Origin of the sequence: Carnobacterium gallinarum DSM 4847, from assembly GCF_000744375.1 — a bacterium.
Taxonomy (GTDB): domain Bacteria; phylum Bacillota; class Bacilli; order Lactobacillales; family Carnobacteriaceae; genus Carnobacterium; species Carnobacterium gallinarum.
Genome location: NZ_JQLU01000005.1, coordinates 695,929 through 718,381, shown reverse-complemented (window position 1 = coordinate 718,381; position 22,453 = coordinate 695,929). Strand labels below are relative to the sequence as shown.

The window sequence follows — 22,453 nt, the reverse complement described above, 5'->3', positions numbered from 1 at the left end:
ATGATCCATTAACGATCTACTTCATTTGGAGTTAACTCTGTTAAAAATTGTTGAGCCAGTTTGGTTAAGGATTTATCTTTCAACCAAATTAAGCCATAGCTTGTTTGAAATAATGGATCTTGCAATAAATGAGCTTCAATTTTAATATGTGAATACTGATTTAACACTGATTCTGGGACAATACTTGTTCCAAAACCAGCTGCAACTAAATCAAAAAGTAAGGTTAAATCAGAGCAAGTTGAAATTGAAGCAGGATTTAACTGGAATTTTGCTAGATATTCAATAATGGAGTGATACACTCCTAAGCCTTCCGTACTCGGCAGAACTAGCTTGCTATCCGCAATACCGTAATAATCATTAGGAGCAGGCCCCTGCTTCATAGAGCCATCACAAATAAAATAAAAAGGTTCTGATTGAATAAATTGAACATCAAAATCAGATAACTCTAAAGGAAAACGAATCAAAGCCAGTTCAATTTTTCGTTGACGAACCATCTCGCAAAGAACTTTTGATTCATTTTGATGGATAGCAAAAGTAACAGCAGGATATTTTTTTTGATAACGCACTAAAGCTGGTGCCAGTTCTTTTGCTGAAAGTGTATTTACGCCAATGTTCAGTTCACCTTTTAAGCCGACGCTAGTTTCTTTTACCAATAATTGCGTTTCCTCAACTTGTTGCAAAATCTTTAAAGCTTCTTGATAAAGAACCTCCCCAGCTTTTGTTAAATGTGTCACTCGTGCTTCACGTTCTACAAGTTGAGTGTCTAATTCAAATTCCATCTGCTTTAATTGTTGGCTCAATGGTGGTTGAGCCATATGTAGCCGGGCAGCAGCTTGGGTAATGTTCTTTTCTTCAGCGATAGCAATAAAATAACGTAGTTGGCGTAAGTCCATGTGCCTTCCTCCTTAACTAGATGTTTTGGATATACTTAAGCGATAATATAGATAGTTTTCAGATATAGCATACCATGTTATGCTAATAAAAAATAAGTGAAAAGACTTTTAATTGAAAAGGATGTGCTGAGAATGAAACAATCAACGATGATTTATCTTTGTTTAGGTGGAGCTATTCTACTAGTTGCAGGTTCGCTTTTTCTGCTAATGCCTAAAGAGAATCAAACAAAGATGAACAGTGAGTCTCAAATGAAAACCTCTGAAAATACAGATCAAAGTAAAAAAGTAAGCCAAATTGAAAGCAGTGCGGAGGTAGCCGTTGAAAGCAGTGAACCAATGTTGTCAGTACCCAAAATGGATCTGGTTCAGCTAAATCAAGCCTTGCTAACGGCAACGGATCAAGTCAATCTTTCTGAAATAAAGCAACTGTTAGAACAAGGGGCGGTAGTTGATACAGTCAATGGAAAAGGCGAAAGTGGACTATTAGTAGCGGCGCATGAGGATAATCCCGAAATGGCCCAACTATTTTTAGATTATAATGCTAATGTAAATCTGCAAGATAAAATTCAAGACAGCCCATTTCTATATGCGGGTGCTGAAGGACGACTAGAAATCTTAACAATGATGCTAACCCATAATCCTGACACTAAATTAACCAATCGATTTGGTGGCAATGCCTTAATTCCCGCCGCCGAGAAAGAACATCTAGATATGGTACGCCTTTTATTGAGTAAAACCGATGTAGCAGTGAATCATATAAATACTCCTGGTTGGACAGCTTTGTTAGAAGCAATTGTATATACGGATGGTGGTGAAATTCCACAACAAATTATTCAAGTTTTACTTGATAATGGGGCGGATCCGAATCTCGCTGATAAGCAAGGAATAACGCCCATTCAACATGCCAGACAACGAGGATTCCAGCAAATAGTCTCAATCTTAAAAACAGCAGGTGCAAAAGACTAATTTAGAATAGAATGGAGGAACTAAGCAATGAAAACAATTCAATTAATTGGCAATGTACGACTAGAAACGGGATTTCATTATGATTCAAAAGGAGCCATCATAGGAACTAAAACAGACTTATTCGATCTGTTGCTCGAAGATGGTAAAGTGAACGACATTCAACTTAGTGGAACAAAACAGTGGTCTCGTGATTTAGTAAGAGAAGATGCACGTGGTTTATTAGCATTACCGGGTTTTAGTGAAAAGCATAGTCATTTGGATAAATCTAGACTGGGAACAGACTGGCAAGCCGTTACTCCTGTTCATTCAATTATTGAGCGCTTTGAAATGGAAATTCCAGCCCTAGATCAACTGCCTTTATCTGTGGCAGAACGAGCAGAATTGTTATTGAAAACTTCTATTTCTAATGGTGTCACGAAAATCAGAAGCCATGTGGATGTTCATCCAGCAGCGGGTTTACGTTATTTTGATGGAGTAAAAGAAGTTCTAAATCAGTATCGAAACCAAATAGCCAGTGAGATCGTGGCATTTCCACAGCATGGACTTTTAAGAAGTCATAGTGTGGATTTAGTGAAGGAATCCTTGAGAAATGGGGCTAATCTTATTGGTGGAGTGGACCCAACCGTTGTGGATGGAGCCATGGAACAATCTTTAGAAATGACTTTTGCGATTGCTGAGGAATATGGTGTTGGGATTGACCTGCATCTACATGAACGTCAAGAAATGGGCTTGGCAACGTTTGATTATTTGTTGGATTTGACAGAAAGAACTAAGATGCAAGGGAAAGTGGCAGTGAGTCATGCCTTTGCTTTAGGTGACGTTACAGGAAATAGAAAACTAGAACTTTTTCAGCGTTTGGCTGAGAATCAAGTAGCGATTATGACGAGTGTCCCGATTACTGGCGTGATTCCACCAGTTTTTGATTTGACCCAAACAGGCGTAAAAGTTCATGTAGGGTGTGACAATATTTTTGATAATTGGTCACCTTATGGAAATGGCGATATTTTGGAACGAGTTGGTCGTTTAGGCGAGTTATTTGGTCAGGTGACGGAAGAGCATTTAGCGAATTTGTTAGGTTTTATCACTGATGGCGTTCGTCCGTTAGATAACTCTGGCAAGCGTGTTTGGCCACAAATAGGGGACTCAGCTGATTTTACTTTTGTGACAGCAAGCTGCTCAGCAGAAGCGGTAGCGCGTCGCAGTCAACGGAAAGTCGTACTATATCAAGGTCAGCGTACTTTTGGCACATGGTAAAAGACAGATAAATAAGTTGGAAGCTCTTATCTTTATAAAAGGTAGGGGCATTTTTTGAAATTCTGATTGAACAATGCTATTATCTAAACTATAAACCGAAATGAGGAATTAAAATGACAAAACATCGTATTTTTACAACTAGTTTTGCAAGTGTATATCCTTTATACGTAAAAAAAGTCCTACGTAAGGACCGCACAAAAGAAGAAGTGGATGAAATTATTTTTTGGCTAACTGGCTACGATTCAGTAAGCTTAGAGCAGCAAATACAGGCAAATGTAGACTTTGAAACCTTCTTTGCGGAAGCGCCGCAACTGAATTCTAATGTTCAGCTGATTAAAGGTGTTGTTTGTGGGATTCGTGTAGAAGAAATTGAAGATCCATTAATGCAGAAAATCAGATATTTAGATAAGCTAATTGATGAATTGGCTAAAGGAAAAAAAATGGAGAAGATTTTACGTCATTCTGAACAGTAGAATTTTGGAAATGCTCGCTAGTAACCCTGAGTTGATAGTGGAAATAGTAAACATTAGAGCATAATGAAATCTCTTTTTCTTGTTATTTAATTAAGTTCACCTCTTATTAATACATTTACATTAATTTCTAATTGTATTAAGATGAAGATAACATCGGTTAACACGTTAAGGAGGAAGTTATGCTACCAAAGTATGAAAAAATAAAACAAGATATTATTTTAGCAATTGAGTCAGGTGAATTTGCTCCTGGGGATAGAATTTACTCTGAAGGAGATTTAAAGAAAAAATATAGTGTTAGCAATACAACAGTTGTCAAAGCATTAAATGATTTAGTCAACGATGGTTATTTAATTCGTCGTCAAGGAGAAGGTACCTTTGTTAGGAAAAACCTCAAGCATCGAAAAGTGTTATTTAGTGAGCTTGCTCCGTTGGTATCTATAGCGAATGAAAATACTAAAAAATCTGTTGAAAAAACAGTGACGATTATTGCTGAAACGATTCAAGATGAAACGATTTCTCTTGCTCTGGGGGATTCTAAAGGAGCAGAAGGCGTTATAAAAATTAGCCAGATTGCTTTAGTGAATGAAAAACCATGGAAAATTCAGAATCGTTATGTATTATCCAATCGTTTGAATCAAGCTGCATTACAACGTTTGGAACAAGGTGCAAGCTTGTCCAAAGAATTAGATTTAGGTGTCAATATGACCAGCTTGCCAATGAAGATGTTTGTCAATTTAATTACAGTAACCAAAGATTCTGAGATAGTAGAACCGTTGAATAAAATTCATCATCAGTTTGATTTTAAAGAGGAACTTGCATTATTTGAAATAACTAAAACGACCTATGAACAAACAGGTGAACCGGTTGAATATAGCCGAAGCTTTATTCATCCAGATTATTATTCAATTGAGATAACAGCAGATTAAGAAAATAAATAGTAGAAGCAAACAAGGGACTAGATTCCTTGTTTGCTTTTTTGTTATAAAAAAACGTTTACAAAACAGAGATAGTATTGTATTATGAAAACATAACCGGTTAACACGTTAAGTTTGATCAGCTTAATAAAAAGTGAAATAGAGAGGAATTCAGCATGAAGCAATTAACACACGAGGCACTACAAGCAAGTGAACGATATTTGAATAATGGATTGATTTCTAAAGAAAAAATTGATCAAGCTATTCAGACCTGCCTCTTAAAAGTAGACGCGAATATTACAAAACTAGGAGAATTATATCCAACTCCTGCGACTCAAAATAATGCGTATCAACCTATTCAAAATATTGAATGGACAAATGGTTTTTGGACGGGCATGTTATGGCTATGTTACGAATATACAGAAGATGAGAAATATAAAAATTTAGCCGAAAAGAATGTAAGCAGTTTCTTGGGAAGAATTCAAGAAACCATTGAAGTAGAACACCATGATTTAGGTTTTTTGTATAGTTTGTCTTGTGTAAGTGCCTATAAATTAACAGGAAATGGCGATGCCAAAAAAGCAGCATTACTGGCGGCAGATAAATTACTAGAGCGTTACCAAGAGAAGGGTGAATTTATTCAAGCATGGGGTGAACTAGGAAAGAAGGATAATTATCGGTTAATAGTTGATTGTTTATTGAATATTCCTTTACTGTATTGGGCAGCCGAAATAACAGGAGAAGCCCACTATCGCTCAGCAGCCGAGAAACATTATCAAACAACAATTACGTATGCAATTCGTGAAGATGCATCTGCCTATCATACCTATTACTTTGATCCAGCTACTGGGGAACCATTAGAAGGGAAAACACGTCAAGGATACTCAGACGATTCAAGCTGGGCAAGAGGTCAATCGTGGTTGATATATGGAATTGCATTAAATCAAGCGTACCATCAAACAACAGAAGAAACCTTCTTGTTTGAGTCTGTTACTAATTATTTTCTAAATCGATTGCCAAAAGATTTTGTCAGCTATTGGGATTTAATTTTTGATGATGACTCTGAACAATCTAAGGATTCCTCAGCAACAGCTATTGCAGTTTGTGGGATGAACTTAATGGATAATTTTTTGCCAGAAAGCAATCAGCACAAATTAATTTACAAATACGCTCAACATGCGATGCTAGCTAGTTTAATTGATCATTATACTGAATCAAAAACAGATGGAATTAGCGCACTAATTAACGAAGGTGTCTATTCATGGCATTCAGGAAAAGGTGTTAATGAAGGGAATATTTGGGGAGATTATTTTTATCTTGAAGCCCTTATTCGCTTTAAAAAAGATTGGAAAATGTATTGGTAATAAAAAATAGGAGGAAATAAAGATGGAACAACAACCAAATATAAAAATGGTAAGAGTGGATGAACGATTAATTCATGGGCAAGGGCAATTATGGATTAAAAGCTTAGGCGTCAATCTAGTTATTTGTGCAAATGATAAAGCTGCGGAAGATTCGATCCAACAAACCTTAATGAAAACATGCGTGCCAAATGAAGTGGGTATCCGTTTTTGGACGATTGAGCGTACGGCAGAAGTCATTTGGAAAGCTGCTCCAAATCAAACTATTTTTGTAATTGTTCAATCATTAGAAGATGGTCGCAAACTTTGTGAATTAGGTTTTCCGATGAAAGAACTAAATATCGGCAATATTCACGCAGGTGAAGGAAAAGAAAAAATTTCGCAATTTATCTATCTCGACGAAAAAGATAAAACGAATTTAAAAGAGTTGAAAAATACCTATAATGTTACATTTAATACAAAAACTTCACCAGTTTCAACAGATGGAACACAATATTTGGAAGCATTAATGAATACAATAAAATAGAAAAGAGGTTATAAAATGGAGATTACACTTATTCAAGGCTTGTTGATTGCGTTAATTACTTCCTTTTGTTATGCCGGTCAATTACTGGGGATTTATACTAACCGTGCTTTAGTTATGTCATTTTTTGTTGGAGTTATATTAGGTGATTTGCCAACCGCATTAATGTTTGGCGCATTAGCTGAATTAGCCTATATGGGATTTGGTGTCGGAGCTGGTGGAACGGTCCCACCTAATCCAGTGGGACCAGGAATTGTGGGAACGATTATGGCAATTACTCTCAAAGATCAAGGTGTGACACCACAATCGGCATTAGCGTTATCTTTTCCATTCGCAGTGTTATTCCAGCTAGTAACAACAGCGTTGTATACCGTTTTCGCTGGTTCAACTAAGTTATCTAAAAAAGTGATTGAAGAAGATCAGTATCGAAAATACAATTGGATTGCCAATTCCACGTTTCTAGCTTTTCTAGTCGCTGGTTTCGCTATTGGCTTAGCTGCAGCTCTTAGTCGTCCAGGGTTACAAGCATTTGTTGAGGCGTTACCTACATGGTTGATTAATGGATTTTCTGTTGCAGGCGGACTGATTCCTGCAATTGGATTTGCAATGATTCTTTCAGTAATGATAGAAAAAAATTTGACGCCCTATATTTTATTAGGCTATATTTCAGCAGCTTATCTAGAGCTACCAACTATGGCAATTGCACTGGTAGGAACCGTTTTCGCACTTATTCAATATTATGGCAACAATAAAAAAACGGTAGATGGATCTGAGAAATCACCCAATAGATCAAATGGAACAATTGAAGAGGAGGACTTTAGCAATGGAATCTAAACAATTAAAGCTTGAGAAAAAAGATTATATGAAAACAGCTTTAAGATCTTACTTTCTACAAAATGCTTTTAACTATAACTCATATCAAGGTGTCAGTTATTTATATGTGATTCTGCCTGCGTTAAAGAAAATTTATAAAGACGATCCTGAAAAGTTAAGAGAAACAGCATCAGCAAATATTGAATTTTATAACACTAATCCGCAAATGTTGCCATTTATTACAAGTATGCAGTTAGCTATGTACGATAATGGGGAAGATATTGAAGATGCTCGAAGTATCAAGATGGCTTTGATGGGACCGTTATCTGGTATTGGTGATTCAATCGCTCAATTTGGAATTGCGCCTTTACTTTCAACAATCTTTGCAGGATTAGCATTAGATGGCCTTGGTTTTGCGCCAATGGGTTTTTGGTTATCAATGGTGATTTCCATGTTGATTATTAAGATTATGATGGGATACTTAGGTTTCAAACTAGGGACTAGCGTGATTGAAACACTAAGTGATAAGATCAGTAAGATTTCTGCTGCTGCAAATATCGTTGGTGTTACAGTTATTTCAGGCTTAGCTACAACCTTTGTCAAAGCCAATATTGCGATTAGTTATTCATCTAAGGTTGAGTCAGGTGAAGAACAAGTTGTAGCATTGCAAGATATTTTAGATAAGATTATGCCAAAATTATTACCAGTCATTTTAACAATTGTAGTGTTTTATTTAATTAAAAAGAAAAATTGGTCCACTTATAAATTGCTTATTTTGTTATTCTTAATTGGTATTTTATCTTCAGTCTTAGGAATTTTAGCTTAATGAATAGGCAAAAAATAACAAACTATCAAAAAATGTTCTTTGCTGATGAGTGGTTGCCAAGTTATCAAGAGCAGCATCCAGATTTTCTTAGTAAAATTCTAGATCGTAGTGATTTAGTAGTAGAAGATTTACTAATTTATACAGATGCAATGGATATGGAGGCCTGTGATATACCTTACTCCATCAAGGGAACCGATTGGAACACTTTTCCGGAAGAAGATCCCGAATGGTTATTTATGTTAAGTCGTCACGGTTTCTTAGTTGATTTAGCAATGACCTATAAAATTACAGGAGAAGACATTTATCAAGAAAAATGGCGGAATTTAGTCTTAGATTTTATTCGGAAAAATGGTCATCCTAATGCTGAAAATACGTTATCTTGGCGTCCGATTGATACAGGGATTCGTTTAACAAATTGGGTTAAGAGTTTAAACTATTTAGATAGCGAGACGCTTTTTTCGTCAGCAGAAGCACGTTTGTTTGAACAGGCAATTATTGAGCAAATTCACTTTTTAAAAGAGTCTTTTATTTCCAAATATGAACTAAGTAATTGGGGGATACTGGCAATTACAGGTATTTTAGTTACTGAATTATTTTTCCCAGAATTAGTGAAGATGGATGAAAAGGAATGGGCATGGAAAACTTTGGAGGAACAAATCGATCTTCAGTTTTATTGTGATGGAATTCACTGGGAGCAAAGTCCGCTCTATCATCATGAAGTAGTCATGTCGTTGTTATATATTTTACAAGTCAGTGAGTATACAGATTATTCCCTCCCATTTAACTTAAAGGGCAAATTAAAACAACCAATCCAAGCATCTTACTATTATGCAGATCAAAAGGACCAATTAAATGCGTTAAATGATAGTGATAGTGTTGATTTTCGTTATGTTTATGATTGCTATCGTGGAATGGGATTTTTACCACAAAGGCAAGAGGCTAGTTTGGCACCGCTGTATATTGGCAATTTATATGCAACTTGTTCAACGAGTGAACGGGCAATGCCAACGACTTTCTATGGGAAACAAAGTGGATTTATAGCAATCAAAACAAAAGATTTTTACTTTACTTTATTTAATGGGCGTCATGGTAGCTCTCATGGACATGGAACAACGGGCAGCCTAACGCTTCATTATCAAGGTGAAGATATTTTAATTGACAGCGGTCGTTACACCTATCTTGAAGAATCCGTTATTCGTGAGAAACTCAAAGGAGAAGACGCTCATAATTCGATCACTGTGGTAGAGAATCCAGCAACAGATATAAAAGGTTCGTGGGGATATCAATCATTAGCCGAACCTTTATTCAGTCAATTAACGGAAAATAAAGAAGGGTATTTAGTTGAATGTGCTTGGAATGGTGTTGGCAAATCAGGTGAACTCATTTTAATAAATCGAAAAATTATGTTATTAAAAAAAATAGCTAGTCTGGTTATTTGTGACACCATTCAGGCACAAGGAAGCAATCAGGTAAGGACTAATTTTAATTTTGCTCAGCAAGTAGCCGTAAGTAAGGTAACTAAAACGACAGCCGAATTGAAAATAAAACAACAAAAAATGGTTGTCTGGACAGATTCGGAAAGCCTAAGAGTAAGAGCAGAAACAGCCTCAGCTATCTACAATCAATTGTTTAGTCATCAACGATTAACTCATTGTTGCAAGATGAAAAACCAACAAACTAACTTGACCGCTTTTGGTTTAAATGACGCAATTCAGTTTGAGAAAGTAGCTGTATTTCAGAATAAGTCCTCTGAAATAACGGATTTAGTTAAAGGATTACGTATTTATGATAGTAAACAGAAAATCAAGGCAGAACTGTTTTTTACTCCATTTGATATTGTTCAAGGGGATAAGCTATTTATAAGCGAAACCAAGCAGAAAATCTACGGGAAAGTAGTTTTAATGAACGAAAAAAATAAAAAAGTACGATTTTAAAAGTGAGGTTAAAGTAAAATGATAGAATTCATACTAACAGGTCATGGCGATTTTTCAAAGGGCCTGTATCAGGCTATTGAAATGATTGCGGGAAAACAAGAAAATTTACACACCGTTTTATTTACACTAGAAGATACGCCTTTATCCTATCAAAATAAATTAAAAAAAGTTCTTAAACTAAATAATCAGCCTGAAAAAGTTTTGTTTTTTACTGACCTTTTAGGAGGAACACCTTTTAAAGTATGCGCAGAATTAGCGATGGAACAAGAGAACTGGTCTGTTTTAAGTGGTACGAACTTAGGAATGTTGCTAGAAGGTGTTGCGTTACGAACTTTTATGGACAATCCGCTTCTGTTAAGTAAACAAATTCAGCAAGCAGGTTGCGAAAATATCACTATTTTTTCTGAAATCCCCTCAACTGTAGAAGAAGTTTTAGAAACAGGAATTTGAATCTAAACAGAATAAAGGATTGTCAAAAAAAGCTGATTTATCAGCTTTTTTTCATGGAATGAATGATATTGTGAACAAAGTAACTTTATTTCGTTTTCCTCTAGAATAGTAGAACTCAATTTGTTACAATAAGTAAGTAGATAGACGAAAGGGATGGGCATAATGGAAAAGGCAGTAATTACAAGTACAGTTGATTTATCTGATGGAGGATGTAATGCTTGTGGGTTGGTAGAGGATACAATGTATACACTAGCGATTAATGATGTAGAGATTCCAGTTGATGATTTAACTGTCAATTCGTTAGTGATGGCAATTGCCCTAAGAAAAGGCTACAAACAAGAATTAGTAATGGATATTTCTGATGAATATATCGTGTATAAAAATGGTGTCGAATCAATCCAGTTAATCGAAGATGTAGACCAATTAACTTACTCAAACGATACATTAACCATCGAAACAGCCAATAAAATTCTAGATACAAACATATTATTAACTAAAGTTAACGAGATTCTAACGAAATTATTTAAACTTGAAGAACTAGACTTTGTACTTTAATATAGAAAAAACCTTGATAAAAGTAGCGCAACAAGCTGCTACTTCTATCAAGGTTTTTTTAGCGATTATTCATTTTCCAATGCATCAAAGGCATCTGTTAAGATTTGTTTTAATGTTGAAGCAGAATGTTCCATTTTTTCCAATTCAGCGTCGGTTAAAGGAATTTCAATAACATGCTTGATTCCTTGGCGATTAATAATTGCTGGTGCGCCAATGAAGATGTCATTTTGTCCGTATTCTCCTTCTAAATAAACAGATAAAGGTAAAATTGAACTTTCATCGTTTAAAATAGCTTTTGTAATCCGGGCTAAAGCAACGGCAATCCCATAAAAAGTTGCTCCTTTTTTCTCAATAATTTCATAGGCTGCATCACGTACTTTAAAGAAGACTTTAACTAAAGCTTCTTCATCAACATCAGGATTGTCTTTAACCCATTCATAAATCTGCAATCCACCAATATTGGCATGTGACCAAACTGGGAATTCAGTATCCCCATGTTCGCCTAAAATATATCCATGAACATTCCGGGCATCGACACTAACTAAATCCGCAATTGCTTGGCGGAAACGTGCGCTATCCAATGAAGTTCCACTACCGATAACTCGGCTTTGTGGTAAACCAGAGAATTTCCAAGAAGCATAGGTTAAGATATCAACTGGGTTACTAGCAACTAACAAGATTCCATCGAATCCGCTAGCCATAATGTCCCCAATAATACTTTTGAAGATTTTTAAGTTTTTGTTCACTAAGTCTAAACGTGTTTCACCTGGTTTTTGTGCAGCACCTGCAGTGATAACAACGATATCAGCATCATGACAATCTGAATATGAAGCGCCATAGATTTTTTTAGGAGAAGTAAAGGCTAGGGCATGAGATAAATCAATGGCATCCCCTTCAGTTTTGTCTTTGTCAATATCGATAATCCCAATTTCTTGGGCAATATTTTGTGTAACAAGAGCAAACGCATAGCTAGAACCAACGGCTCCATCACCAACAATGATGACTTTCTGATGGTCTTTAATTTCTGTTTTTTTCATAAAAAACATCCTCCTTGATTATTTTCTTTAAGCCCTTATTAGTATAGCATTTATCAGTGAAAATGTTTGTTAAAAAGCCTTGAAATAAAGGAATAATTATTTGAAATAGCCATTCTAAAAATGGCGCTAAAAACAAACGTTAAACAGATGAAGATTTCATTAATTTTATTTAGTACCTAATTCAGGAGAAAAAATAAAGGTCCGGCTTACTAATTTTGAGTAAACTATGGTATACTATTAAAAATAGAACTGGGGGAGTAACCTATGCCCACAGCATTTTTTTATGCGCTATTTTAATTTTAGAATAAAAATGACGAACCAAAAACAAGGCAGATAAACTGTGGTTTTTGGATTTTTACGTTTAACAAAAATAACTAATGTAAATGAGGAAAAGAAAAATGAAAATGATTGTTGGCTTGGGAAATCCAGGTGCAAAATATACAGGAACAAAGCATAATGTTGGATTTATTACGATGGATGAATTTGCTTTTCAACACAAATTCCAATTTAATAAAAGTAAATTCAATGCTGTTTATGCAGAAGAATTTATTGGAACGGAAAAAGTTCTGATAGTGAAACCCCAAACATTTATGAATGACTCAGGTCAAGCGGTTCGACCATTAATGGATTATTATAATATCGAGCTGGAAGATTTAGTTGTTGTTTATGATGATTTAGATTTGCCAGTTGGAAAGATTCGATTACGCCAAAAAGGCAGTGCTGGAGGACATAATGGAATTAAAAGTTTGATTCAACACTTAGGGACATCTGATTTCAATCGAATTCGCATTGGAATTGATCGACCATTTCCAGGACAAACTGTCATCAATCACGTATTAGGTAATTTTCCAAAAGAACAAAATGAAGATATTTTATTTGCAGTGAAAGATACCGCTGCAGCATTAAATTATTGGATTGAAGGTCATTCTTTTATAGAAACAATGAATGAATTTAATCGCAAAAGTTAATAGATTAAACAGTTTAGATTAAAGAAGCGCAGAGGAATCTGAGCTTTTTTCTAGTCTAAGCCAAAAAATAGGAACATAAAACGAATTTTAATCAGATAAGGGAGTATAGAAATGGTAGATATAAAAGGATTATTAGCTGAAACGCCAGATATCCAGAACTTGCTGGAATCAATTGGAGAACACCAAACTCAGCTTGTAACAGGATTATCTGGTTCAGCACGGACACTAATTATTAGTACAATAGTAGAAAAAAAGAAGAAACCTATTGTATTAGTAGCACATAATTTATTTCACGCAAGCCAATTAATAGAAGATTTTTCTGGATTTGTACCAGAAGATCAATTGCATTTATTTCCAGTAGATGAAATGATTCAAGCTGAAATGTCAATTTCTTCACCAGAATATCGAGCAGAACGAGTGGCAGCTTTGGATTTTCTATTATCAGGGAAAAAAGGAATTGTCATTATTCCACTTTCAGGTGTACGTAAACTGATTACTCCAAAAGAAATTTGGAAAAAGTCACGATTTAAAATTGCTAATGGTGGCGAATTAGATCCAGCAAATATGGCTCAACAATTAGTTGATATGGGATATACACGAGAGCATTTAGTTGGGAAACCTGGTGAGTTTAGTATTCGTGGAGGGATTATTGATATCTATCCTTTAACGGAAGAGCATCCAGTTCGTGTGGAATTATTTGATACCGAAGTGGATTCATTGCGCTACTTTGAAGCAGATACTCAGCGTTCGATTGAACCGATTGAGAAAATTACAATTTTACCAGCGACAGATACAATCTATCAAGGTGCAATGCTGAAGAAAGCTGCACCTCAGTTTAGCGAAGCTGTTGAACGAAATAGTAACTTAATTTTAGATGCAGCAGCTAAAGGGAATTTAATGAAGAATCTAACTCCGGTCATTGATGCCTTTGATAAAGGTGATCCGATTGATAGTTTAGCCTTGTATACAGATTTTATTTATCCAAATCACACGAGTGTCTTAGATTATATGCACAAAAATAGCTTGCTAATTATTGATGAATACCCTCGAGTGATTGAAACTGAGCGTCGTTTAATGGAAGAAGAAGCAGAATGGGCCACATCCAAATTAGAAGAGCAAAAGGTGCTAAAAGATCAAGTTTTCTCAAATGATTTACGTAGCGTAATGAAGGATGTCAAACAACCTACGTTGTATTTTTCGCTATTTCAAAAAGGGATGGGCAACTTGCGTTTTCAACAAATCCATCCTTTTCAATATCGTAATATGCAGCAATTCTTTGGACAAATGCCATTATTGAAAACAGAAATGGATCGTTGGATTAAGCAAAATAATACTGTGTTAGTAATCGTTCCTGACGAAGAACGTGGGAAGAAAGTCAATGCAACCTTTGCTGATTTTGAGATTCAAAGTAAAGTAGTTAAGCCAAAGAAAATTGAATTAGGCAAAGTCCAAGTTGTTGTTGGCGCAATTCATAATGGATTTGAGCTGCCTAAAGAAAAAATTGTGATCATTAATGAACGAGAAATGTTTAATAAAGTGACGAAAAAAATCACACGTCGTCAGACATTATCTAATGCAGAACGTCTCAAAAGTTATTCTGAATTAAGTCCCGGGGATTTTGTTGTACATGTAAATCACGGGATTGGGAAATATACTGGGATGGAAACACTTGAAATCGGTGGCGTTCATCAAGATTATATGTCCGTTCTCTATAAAGATGATGCCAAATTATTTATTCCAGTTACTCAGATTAATTTGCTACAAAAATATGTTTCATCTGATGCAAAAACACCTAAAATCAACAAGTTAGGTGGAACTGAGTGGGCAAAAACCAAGAAAAAAGTTGCAGCCAAAATCGAAGATATTGCCGATGATTTAATTGAGTTATATGCAGCTCGAGAAGCAGAAGTTGGATTTGCATTTTCAGAAGATAATGGGTATCAACAAGAATTTGAAAATGCCTTTCCTTACACAGAAACAGATGATCAATTACGTAGTGCTGCAGAAATTAAACATGATATGGAAAAGAAAAAGCCGATGGATCGTTTATTGGTTGGAGATGTTGGTTATGGGAAAACAGAAGTTGCAATGCGTGCTATTTTTAAAGCGGTTCAAGATGGCAAACAAGCTGCTTTTTTAGTCCCAACAACAATTTTAGCGCAACAACATTACGAAAGTCTGATTCAACGTTTTGAAGATTTTCCTGTAGAGATTGGCTTGTTAAGCCGTTTTAGAACGAAGAAGCAGCAAAATGAAACCTTAGATGGATTGAAAAAAGGTCAAGTAGACGTTGTCATTGGAACCCATCGGATTTTATCAAAGGATATTGAATTTTTAGATTTAGGTTTGCTAGTTGTAGATGAAGAACAGCGTTTTGGCGTGAAGCACAAAGAAAAATTAAAACAGCTAAAATCACAAGTAGATGTGTTAACGTTAACAGCAACACCGATTCCTCGAACTTTGCATATGTCTATGTTAGGTGTTCGAGATTTATCAGTAATTGAAACTCCACCAGCCAATCGTTACCCTGTTCAGACCTATGTTATGGAGCAAAATCCAGGAGCAGTTCGAGAAGCTATTGAACGAGAATTAACTCGTGGTGGACAAGTTTTCTACTTATATAATCGAGTTGAAACTATTGGGAAAAAGATGGAAGAATTACAGATGCTAGTGCCAGATGCCAAGATTGCCTATGCTCATGGTCAAATGACAGAAGGACAACTGGAGAGTATCTTGTATCAATTTGTTGAGGGAGAATATGATGTTCTGGTAACTACAACAATTATCGAAACAGGCGTAGACATCCCCAATGTAAATACTCTATTTGTAGAAAATGCTGATCATATGGGCTTGTCACAGTTGTATCAACTAAGAGGACGTGTTGGACGTAGCAATCGAGTAGCATATGCTTACTTTATGTATCAACCAGATAAAGTATTAACAGAGGTTAGTGAAAAGCGTCTACAAGCGATAAAAGATTTTACTGAGTTAGGCTCAGGGTTTAAAATTGCGATGCGAGATTTATCAATTCGTGGTGCCGGCAACTTGTTAGGAGCGCAACAACATGGCTTTATTGACTCTGTCGGATTTGATTTGTATTCTGAAATGTTAAGTGAAGCAGTAGCTAGAAAACGTGGTATTGAGAAGAAAGAAGAAAAAACGAATGTCGAGATTGATTTAGGTATTAATGCTTACTTACCAGGAACGTATATTGAAGATGAACGACAAAAAATTGAGATTTATAAACGAATTCGTGAATTACGCGATCGTGCTGAATATATGACGTTACAAGATGATTTAATTGATCGTTTTGGTGTTTTCCCAGATGAAGTCTCTGATTTGTTAACAATTGGTGTGATTAAGATGGAAAGTGAAAAAGCTTTATTTGAAACTATTCGTCGAGTGGATGATAGTGTTCATTTAACTTTATCACCATCAGGAACACAAAGTCTGCCAGCAGAAGAAATCATGAAGGCATTGGGGGATATTCCGTTACAAGCCACAATGGCCATCAAAAAAGAATGTCTTGTAGTAACGTTGCACCTTAAAAATAGTGAAGCTAGTTATGAATGGTTAGGCTACATTGATAAATTTATTACAAATATTGTAGCCTATCGTGACATGCAAAAAAAACAAGAGCCTCAAACATCTGAAATTTAGTATTTCTTAATAAAATAAAGGTATACTAAATAAAAATTCAAACTAATCTCAGATTAAGTACGGAGAATTAGTTTGGAATTCCCGAATTTTTAAGTAGGAGGTAGGCTTTTGGAGAATAAGCAAATGAAGCAAACCATGAAAGGTGCTGTAATTCTATCTATTGCAGCCCTAATTGCGAAAATTTTAAGTGCAGTTTATCGAGTTCCATTCCAAAATATGGTAGGCAATACAGGATTTTATGTGTATCAACAAGTCTATCCTATTTATGGTTTAGGAATGACATTTGCTTTGTCAGGCTTCCCTGTTTTTTTATCAAAATTAGTAGCGGAAACTAGACAACCTAATCAACGAAAGATTCTATTAAAACGGACGTTTATTATACTAAGCTGTTTTTCAGTTGTTTTATTTCTAGGTGTATTCTTTTTTGCTAGTCAAATTGCTCATGCAATGGGAGATCTTCATTTGACTCCGATTGTTCAAGCTGTTTCATGGATGTTTCTTTGCATGCCGTTTTTAGTTATTTGGCGCGGTTATTTTCAAGGAATTGGGAATATGATTCCGACAGCAATTTCTCAAGTAGTTGAGCAAATTGTGCGAGTTGCCGTCATTTTGATTGCTGCTACCCTCTTTTTAAAGCTTGGTTGGTCTGATTATCAAATGGGAGCAATGGCAATGAACAGCGCTTGGATTGCTGGCATAGCAGCCTTAGCGGTCATGGGCTATTACTATTATGGGAAAAATCGCAATCAAGTATTATTAAATGAAGAAATCTTATTAACCAATCAGCCTGTTGAGGAACCGCCGAGCTATCTAAATCTATTTTGGCGTTTTCTTACAGAAGGGTCGGCTATTTGCATCTTAAGTGCCTTGTTAATTTTGCTGCAACTGATTGACTCATTTACATTATTTAAAAGCTTAACAGATGCTGGGATTTTAATTGATGAAGCGAAGAATTTAAAGGGAATCTATGATCGTGGTCAACCTTTAGTTCAATTAGGAATGGTAGTTGGAGCAGGTTTTGCTTCGAGCTTAATTCCAATGCTAACGAAGAATTTTATCAATCGCAAAGAAAAAGAATTCTACCAAACGGCAAGTTCTTTATTACGAATTACCACTGCTTTTGCAATGGTGGCAACAGCGGGAATGTTAACATTAATGCCATTTATCAATGATTTATTATTTGGTGATCGAGAAGGAAATGTCGTTTTAAGTATTTATATTTTATCGATTATTTTTGCTTCAATGATTGGGGCTTACAATGCTATTTTACAAAGTCGAACACAACATAAAATTGCTATCATTGCTTTAATAATAGGATTACTATTAAAATGGGGCTTTAATTTATTATTTATTTATCCATTTGGTACAATGGGTGCGAGTATTGCAACGGTACTGAGTTTAGCTGGAATTTTAGTCGTTCTATGGCTTGCGATGCCAAATAAACTCAAAGGAAGTTTATTTCATAATGGTTTTGCAATAAAATTAATTGTTTGTTGTTGGATGATGATTTTTGTAGTAACGTTAGTTGTGATAGGGATCAGCCTTTTGCCTTTTGCTGCAACGCGTTTAGGTGCGCTTGTTGTAATTTTGCTAGGCATCAGTGTAGGTGTACCGCTCTTTATTTGGCTGATTTTAAAAGTTAAATTATTTACATTAAGAGAATGGCTGTATATGCCATTTGGTAAAAAAATATTGCGTTTAACAAAGAAAGTATAAAAGGAGAATAAGATGGGGAAAATACTTGTTGTAGGATTAGGCCCAGGAGATTTAGCACAACTGCCTTTTGGCGTGTATCAATTGCTAAAAAAAGGATTGCCAATCTATTTACGAACTAAATTACATCCAGTTGTACCAGCTTTAGAAGCAGAAGGTTTGGATTTTTATGATTTTGATCAAGTTTATGAAGCGAATAAACAATTTGAAACAGTCTATGAAACGATTGTTGCAGAGCTACTAACTTTGGTGGAAAATAGTTCAACAGATATTATTTATGCAGTTCCAGGGCATCCGATGGTTGCGGAGAAATCTGTTCAATTACTTTTGGAGAACCAAGTGGGAATTACAATTGAGATTAAAGGTGGAAAAAGCTTTTTAGATGATTTCTTTCAAGCAGTCAAAATCGATCCAGTTGAAGGGTTTCAACTATTAGATGCCTTGGATTTACAACAAGATCAGATTCAAACTTCGCAACATGTGATTGTCATGCAAGTATTTAATGACTATGTAGCCAGTGATGTAAAATTAACTTTAATGGAAATTTATCCAGACGAACATCAAGTTGCCCTTGTTCATAGTGCCGGTAGCCAAGACGAAGTCATTGAATGGTTGGCATTGTATGAAATCGATCGGATGGAAGGTGTTCATAATTTAACTTCTCTCTATGTTCCACCTTTAGAACTGGATCAACGCATCAAATCCTTTGCAACAACACAAACGTATGCAGATGCGATTAATGGTGAAACAGGCGATATTTGGGTGTTAGAACAAACAGATAAAACGTTGATTCCTTATTTACAAGAAGAAACAGCAGAGCTAATGGCTGCAATTGAAAATGAAGATATTGATAACATTATTGAAGAACTAGGAGATGTTTTAATGCACGTCTTATATCAAACTGGTTACGGAGAGCGGACAGGTTATTTCACTTTTGAGGACGTGTTAGAAACGCTGAACCGCAAACTACGTCGTCGTCATCCTCATGTATTTGACGGCATTAAAGTTGACTCAATTGAAGAAGTAGATGCCTTATGGCAAAAAATAAAAGCAGAAGAGAAGAGGAATAACCAATGAGATTAGACAAATTTTTAAAAGTTTCTCGCATTATTAAACGCCGTACTGTAGCGAAAGAAGTGGCAGACAAAGGTCGGATTCAAGTCAATGGGATTACAGCCAAATCATCAACAGATGTAAAATTAGGCGATGAATTAAGTATTGCCTTTGGAAATAAAACGCTAGTTGTAAAAATTGATCGTATCATTGAGACAACTAAAAAAGATGAAGCGGCACATATGTATACCATTATCAGTGAAACCTATAAAAATGATCCTCAGAATGAGAACTAAAAATTCAGAGCAGAATTCTAGGTAGTCCGTGGACAAACTAGATTAAATCTTGTATCATAAAGATAATTCGTCTGTAAGGATACTAGCGAAATAGTAAATAGAAATGAGATAAGGAGCGAGTTAGTTTATGAATAAAAAACGAAACAATACAAATATTACGAATTTTCCTAACGATTATACTCAAGAAAAAAACCTGCAATCCCATCGTGAGAAAAAAAGTAAACGTAATGCTCGTCGCCGAATATCAGTTCTGTTTATTGTGAGTGTGTTACTTATTGGGGGACTTGTTTTTAAAATAGCTCTTAATCAAAAAGAAATTGCTAGTATGAATGTCAAAGAAGTTCATGCTGAACAAGACTTGAAGAAGACCCAAGCTGATCAACGGATATTAAATAACCAGATTAAACAATTAAAAGATGAAAGCTATATTGAAAAACTTGCACGTGGTCAATATGATTTATCAAAAGAGGGCGAACTTATTTTTAATTTTGCTGATGACTCAGCTTCAAAAAAACTAGAAGAAGCAAAGAAAAAATTAGATGACACTCAAAATACGTCTTCAGATAAAAAAGATTCCAGTCAAGAATCAAGTAGTGAATAAGAAGAATAAAATCGAGAATTTAAGTGAAAATAACTTTTTTTAGAATTATTTGTTAATTTACGTAAATAGTCGTTTTAAGTCTACTCGCGACATGCTATAATAAGCATACAAGTTTTAAGGAGGAACATATTTTTTATGTCAATTGAAGTAGGAAGTAAAATCTCAGGAAAAGTATCAGGTATTACAAATTTTGGTGCATTTATTGATTTAGGTGAAGGTAAAACTGGATTAGTTCATATCAGTGAAGTATCCGATACCTTCATTAAGGACATTAAAGATGTTTTAAAAGTTGGAGATGAAGTTTTAGTCAAAGTAATGTCAATTGGAGATGACGGTAAAATTGGTCTTTCAATTCGTCGTGCTGTGGACAAACCTGCTTCTGAGGGAACACCCCCTCGCCGTGAAAGTTCTGGTGGATATCAAGGACGTCGTGAAGGCAGCAGTGGTGGTGGACGCGACAATGCTCGTAGTGGCGGTTACCAAAATCAACGAAACAATCGAAATACTCGTAATGAACCACCTAAAAAAGAGGATTTTGATTCATTAATGAGCTCGTTTATAAAAGATAGTGACGATCGTTTAACTTCATTAAAACGTAACACTGAAGGCAAACGTGGCGGACGCGGCGGACGCCGTAGCTAAAATGGATGATAAGGATAAGGAAACTTATCCTTTTTTATGTTGTGATTCGATTTTTAACAGAAAAACAATAAAAGCTTAGTTAGGAGAGCGAAGCCTAATGGATATCAAAATGCAATTTTTAAAAAACTGCGAAAAATATCACTATTGGGAACCAACTTCTCAGATTCTTTTAGCTGTATCAGGTGGCGTAGATTCAATGGTTTTGTTAGATTTAATGACTCGTTTGCCTGCAGAACTTAAACCACAGTTTAGTGTAGCTCATGTGAATCATCAACTAAGAACAGCATCAGATGAAGAAGAAGAATTTTTACGAAACTATTGCCAAGAAAAAACTATTCCTTTCTATAGTAAAAAATGGGAGCAAGCTCAACATCCAAAAACGGGAATTGAAGTAGCCGCACGAACTATAAGGTATACTTTTTTTCAGGAAATCATGGCAGACCAAGGTTTCAGTCAGTTGGTGACAGCGCATCATGGTGATGATCAGTTGGAAACTATTTTAATGCGTCTTGTACGAGGCAGTCATTTGTCTGGTCTAACAGGAATTAAGATGCAACGGTCATTTGATGATGAGCAACGAATCATTTTTCGACCATTATTAGAATTTAGTAAAGCAGATTTGGTAGAATATAGTCGCATTTATCAAGTTCCATACTATGAAGATGAGACCAATCACAGTTTAGTTTATACGAGAAATCGTTATCGTAGTCAAATTATTCCTTTATTGAAAAATGAGAACCCTAAAATCTTAACTCATTTCCTAGCATTTTCTAAAGATCTGGATGATCTATTGACTCTTGCTCAACCAATCATTCAAACAGCCTTAACAAAAGTTGTGACGACCATGCAGTCAAATAAAGTTCAACTAGATTTGCAACAATTTAAGGAATATGAGTTAGCATTGCAATCTCAACTACTCAATCAATTGTTTATTCAATTAATGGAAGAACAATCATTTTCCTTCCAGCGAAGCCATGTTCAACAAGTGCTAGATTTAATTATAAATCCTAAACCTAATGGCCGCCTTCAATTATCAAAAGAATGGCAGGCAATAAAAGAATACAACCAATTAACCCTTACTTGTGAGTTGCAAGATGAAATACAATCAGATTCTCACAACAGGATATTGAGCTTAAATGAAATGCAAACCTTACCAAATGGGGATCAAATTGGTCTTTTTACAACTAAAACGATTGATCTTGACCTAACAAAATCAACTATCTCAAAGATTTGGCTAGACCCAGCTAAACTAAACTTACCTTTAGAAGTTCGTCATCGTCAAAATGGTGATCGAATGACATTAAAAGGAAAAATAACAAGAACTAAAAAAATTAAGGATATTTTAATAGATCAAAAAATTTCTTTAAAAGACCGAGATGAAGCCTATTTAGTTCAAGATTCTGCTGGGAAAATTCTTTGGCTAATAAAATATAAGGAATCACAATTGTCTATTGAAGAAGAAACTGATAAAATACAATACATACTCGTTTACCAAAAAAATGAGCTGTATTGAAAAGGAGA

General features: G+C 35.3%; 21 protein-coding genes. 19 read left to right on the top strand and 2 right to left on the bottom strand.

Going from position 1 to position 22,453, the window contains the following annotated elements; all coding sequences use genetic code 11:
• Positions 1-8: 8 nt before the first annotated feature.
• Complete coding sequence (locus BR43_RS08250; RefSeq protein ID WP_034561015.1) at positions 9-893, bottom strand: LysR family transcriptional regulator; 885 nt, start codon at positions 891-893, stop codon at positions 9-11.
• 132 nt (positions 894-1,025) lie between these two features.
• On the opposite strand from BR43_RS08250, the gene BR43_RS08245 reads away from it, so the two are divergent.
• The 11 genes from BR43_RS08245 (at position 1,026) to BR43_RS08195 (ending at position 10,962) form a co-directional block, all read left to right on the top strand.
• Positions 1,026-1,859: an ankyrin repeat domain-containing protein gene (locus BR43_RS08245; protein WP_034561013.1), complete on the top strand. Its 834-nt coding sequence runs from the start codon at positions 1,026-1,028 to the stop codon at positions 1,857-1,859.
• 27 nt (positions 1,860-1,886) lie between these two features.
• Positions 1,887-3,113, top strand: coding sequence for an amidohydrolase (locus BR43_RS08240; protein WP_034561011.1), 1,227 nt, complete (start codon positions 1,887-1,889; stop codon positions 3,111-3,113).
• Between the two features lie 113 nt (positions 3,114-3,226).
• Positions 3,227-3,586, top strand: a complete 360-nt coding sequence (locus BR43_RS08235) for a DUF2200 domain-containing protein (RefSeq protein ID WP_034561009.1) — start codon at positions 3,227-3,229, stop codon at positions 3,584-3,586.
• Positions 3,587-3,765: 179 nt separating this feature from the next.
• Positions 3,766-4,512, top strand: a complete 747-nt coding sequence (locus BR43_RS08230) for a GntR family transcriptional regulator (RefSeq protein WP_034561007.1) — start codon at positions 3,766-3,768, stop codon at positions 4,510-4,512.
• A 164-nt stretch (positions 4,513-4,676) separates the two neighbouring features.
• Positions 4,677-5,864 carry a glycoside hydrolase family 88 protein gene (locus BR43_RS08225; protein ID WP_034561004.1) on the top strand — a complete coding sequence of 396 codons (1,188 nt, stop codon included), beginning with the start codon at positions 4,677-4,679 and terminating at the stop codon, positions 5,862-5,864.
• A 22-nt stretch (positions 5,865-5,886) separates the two neighbouring features.
• Positions 5,887-6,387 carry a PTS sugar transporter subunit IIB gene (locus BR43_RS08220; protein ID WP_034561002.1) on the top strand — a complete coding sequence of 167 codons (501 nt, stop codon included), beginning with the start codon at positions 5,887-5,889 and terminating at the stop codon, positions 6,385-6,387.
• Between the two features lie 15 nt (positions 6,388-6,402).
• Positions 6,403-7,218, top strand: coding sequence for a PTS mannose/fructose/sorbose/N-acetylgalactosamine transporter subunit IIC (locus tag BR43_RS08215; protein ID WP_034561000.1), 816 nt, complete (start codon positions 6,403-6,405; stop codon positions 7,216-7,218).
• Positions 7,208-8,023: a PTS system mannose/fructose/sorbose family transporter subunit IID gene (locus BR43_RS08210; protein WP_034560998.1), complete on the top strand. Its 816-nt coding sequence runs from the start codon at positions 7,208-7,210 to the stop codon at positions 8,021-8,023. Before BR43_RS08215 ends, BR43_RS08210 begins: the two co-directional genes overlap by 11 nt.
• On the top strand, positions 8,023-9,957 hold the full coding sequence (locus tag BR43_RS08205; RefSeq protein ID WP_034560996.1) for a heparinase II/III family protein: 1,935 nt from the start codon (positions 8,023-8,025) through the stop codon (positions 9,955-9,957). Before BR43_RS08210 ends, BR43_RS08205 begins: the two co-directional genes overlap by 1 nt.
• 18 nt (positions 9,958-9,975) lie before the next feature.
• Entirely contained in the window at positions 9,976-10,407 is a 432-nt protein-coding gene (locus BR43_RS08200) for a PTS sugar transporter subunit IIA (protein WP_034560994.1), read from the top strand.
• A gap of 162 nt (positions 10,408-10,569) precedes the next feature.
• On the top strand, positions 10,570-10,962 hold the full coding sequence (locus BR43_RS08195; RefSeq protein ID WP_034560992.1) for a DUF4809 family protein: 393 nt from the start codon (positions 10,570-10,572) through the stop codon (positions 10,960-10,962).
• A gap of 65 nt (positions 10,963-11,027) precedes the next feature.
• On the opposite strand, the gene BR43_RS08190 is transcribed toward BR43_RS08195, so the two are convergent.
• Positions 11,028-11,999, bottom strand: coding sequence for an L-lactate dehydrogenase (locus BR43_RS08190; protein ID WP_034560990.1), 972 nt, complete (start codon positions 11,997-11,999; stop codon positions 11,028-11,030).
• A gap of 398 nt (positions 12,000-12,397) precedes the next feature.
• Between BR43_RS08190 and pth the strand changes: the two genes are divergently transcribed.
• From pth to tilS, 8 genes are all read left to right on the top strand, one after another.
• A complete protein-coding gene (gene pth, locus BR43_RS08185; RefSeq protein WP_034560988.1) occupies positions 12,398-12,967 on the top strand; it encodes an aminoacyl-tRNA hydrolase in 570 nt (189 codons plus the stop codon).
• Between the two features lie 111 nt (positions 12,968-13,078).
• A complete protein-coding gene (gene mfd / locus BR43_RS08180; protein WP_051933872.1) occupies positions 13,079-16,627 on the top strand; it encodes a transcription-repair coupling factor in 3,549 nt (1,182 codons plus the stop codon).
• Positions 16,628-16,735: 108 nt separating this feature from the next.
• Positions 16,736-18,343 carry a putative polysaccharide biosynthesis protein gene (locus BR43_RS08175; RefSeq protein ID WP_034560986.1) on the top strand — a complete coding sequence of 536 codons (1,608 nt, stop codon included), beginning with the start codon at positions 16,736-16,738 and terminating at the stop codon, positions 18,341-18,343.
• Positions 18,344-18,355: 12 nt separating this feature from the next.
• Complete coding sequence (locus BR43_RS08170) at positions 18,356-19,417, top strand: MazG nucleotide pyrophosphohydrolase domain-containing protein (RefSeq protein ID WP_034560983.1); 1,062 nt, start codon at positions 18,356-18,358, stop codon at positions 19,415-19,417.
• Positions 19,414-19,689, top strand: coding sequence for an RNA-binding S4 domain-containing protein (locus BR43_RS08165; RefSeq protein WP_034560981.1), 276 nt, complete (start codon positions 19,414-19,416; stop codon positions 19,687-19,689). Before BR43_RS08170 ends, BR43_RS08165 begins: the two co-directional genes overlap by 4 nt.
• A gap of 127 nt (positions 19,690-19,816) precedes the next feature.
• Positions 19,817-20,290: an FtsB family cell division protein gene (locus tag BR43_RS08160; protein ID WP_034560979.1), complete on the top strand. Its 474-nt coding sequence runs from the start codon at positions 19,817-19,819 to the stop codon at positions 20,288-20,290.
• A gap of 135 nt (positions 20,291-20,425) precedes the next feature.
• On the top strand, positions 20,426-20,932 hold the full coding sequence (locus BR43_RS08155; RefSeq protein WP_034560977.1) for a S1 domain-containing RNA-binding protein: 507 nt from the start codon (positions 20,426-20,428) through the stop codon (positions 20,930-20,932).
• A 97-nt stretch (positions 20,933-21,029) separates the two neighbouring features.
• Positions 21,030-22,445, top strand: a complete 1,416-nt coding sequence (tilS, locus tag BR43_RS08150; protein WP_034560976.1) for a tRNA lysidine(34) synthetase TilS — start codon at positions 21,030-21,032, stop codon at positions 22,443-22,445.
• Positions 22,446-22,453 lie beyond the last annotated feature (8 nt).

Excerpts from the sequence above, each read along its gene's own strand:
- BR43_RS08215 (WP_034561000.1), top strand. The coding sequence starts at position 6,403 with ATGGAGATTACACTTATTCAAGGCTTGTTGATTGCGTTAATTACTTCC.
- BR43_RS08230 (WP_034561007.1), top strand. The coding sequence starts at position 3,766 with ATGCTACCAAAGTATGAAAAAATAAAACAAGATATTATTTTAGCAATT.
- BR43_RS08225 (WP_034561004.1), top strand. The coding sequence starts at position 4,677 with ATGAAGCAATTAACACACGAGGCACTACAAGCAAGTGAACGATATTTG.
- BR43_RS08165 (WP_034560981.1), top strand. The coding sequence starts at position 19,414 with ATGAGATTAGACAAATTTTTAAAAGTTTCTCGCATTATTAAACGCCGT.
- BR43_RS08200 (WP_034560994.1), top strand. The coding sequence starts at position 9,976 with ATGATAGAATTCATACTAACAGGTCATGGCGATTTTTCAAAGGGCCTG.
- BR43_RS08245 (WP_034561013.1), top strand. The coding sequence starts at position 1,026 with ATGAAACAATCAACGATGATTTATCTTTGTTTAGGTGGAGCTATTCTA.
- mfd (WP_051933872.1), top strand. The coding sequence starts at position 13,079 with ATGGTAGATATAAAAGGATTATTAGCTGAAACGCCAGATATCCAGAAC.
- tilS (WP_034560976.1), top strand. The coding sequence starts at position 21,030 with ATGGATATCAAAATGCAATTTTTAAAAAACTGCGAAAAATATCACTAT.
- BR43_RS08155 (WP_034560977.1), top strand. The coding sequence starts at position 20,426 with ATGTCAATTGAAGTAGGAAGTAAAATCTCAGGAAAAGTATCAGGTATT.
- BR43_RS08210 (WP_034560998.1), top strand. The coding sequence starts at position 7,208 with ATGGAATCTAAACAATTAAAGCTTGAGAAAAAAGATTATATGAAAACA.
- BR43_RS08195 (WP_034560992.1), top strand. The coding sequence starts at position 10,570 with ATGGAAAAGGCAGTAATTACAAGTACAGTTGATTTATCTGATGGAGGA.
- BR43_RS08240 (WP_034561011.1), top strand. The coding sequence starts at position 1,887 with ATGAAAACAATTCAATTAATTGGCAATGTACGACTAGAAACGGGATTT.
- BR43_RS08160 (WP_034560979.1), top strand. The coding sequence starts at position 19,817 with ATGAATAAAAAACGAAACAATACAAATATTACGAATTTTCCTAACGAT.
- BR43_RS08170 (WP_034560983.1), top strand. The coding sequence starts at position 18,356 with ATGGGGAAAATACTTGTTGTAGGATTAGGCCCAGGAGATTTAGCACAA.
- BR43_RS08190 (WP_034560990.1), bottom strand. The coding sequence starts at position 11,999 with ATGAAAAAAACAGAAATTAAAGACCATCAGAAAGTCATCATTGTTGGT.
- pth (WP_034560988.1), top strand. The coding sequence starts at position 12,398 with ATGAAAATGATTGTTGGCTTGGGAAATCCAGGTGCAAAATATACAGGA.
- BR43_RS08205 (WP_034560996.1), top strand. The coding sequence starts at position 8,023 with ATGAATAGGCAAAAAATAACAAACTATCAAAAAATGTTCTTTGCTGAT.
- BR43_RS08235 (WP_034561009.1), top strand. The coding sequence starts at position 3,227 with ATGACAAAACATCGTATTTTTACAACTAGTTTTGCAAGTGTATATCCT.
- BR43_RS08220 (WP_034561002.1), top strand. The coding sequence starts at position 5,887 with ATGGAACAACAACCAAATATAAAAATGGTAAGAGTGGATGAACGATTA.
- BR43_RS08250 (WP_034561015.1), bottom strand. The coding sequence starts at position 893 with ATGGACTTACGCCAACTACGTTATTTTATTGCTATCGCTGAAGAAAAG.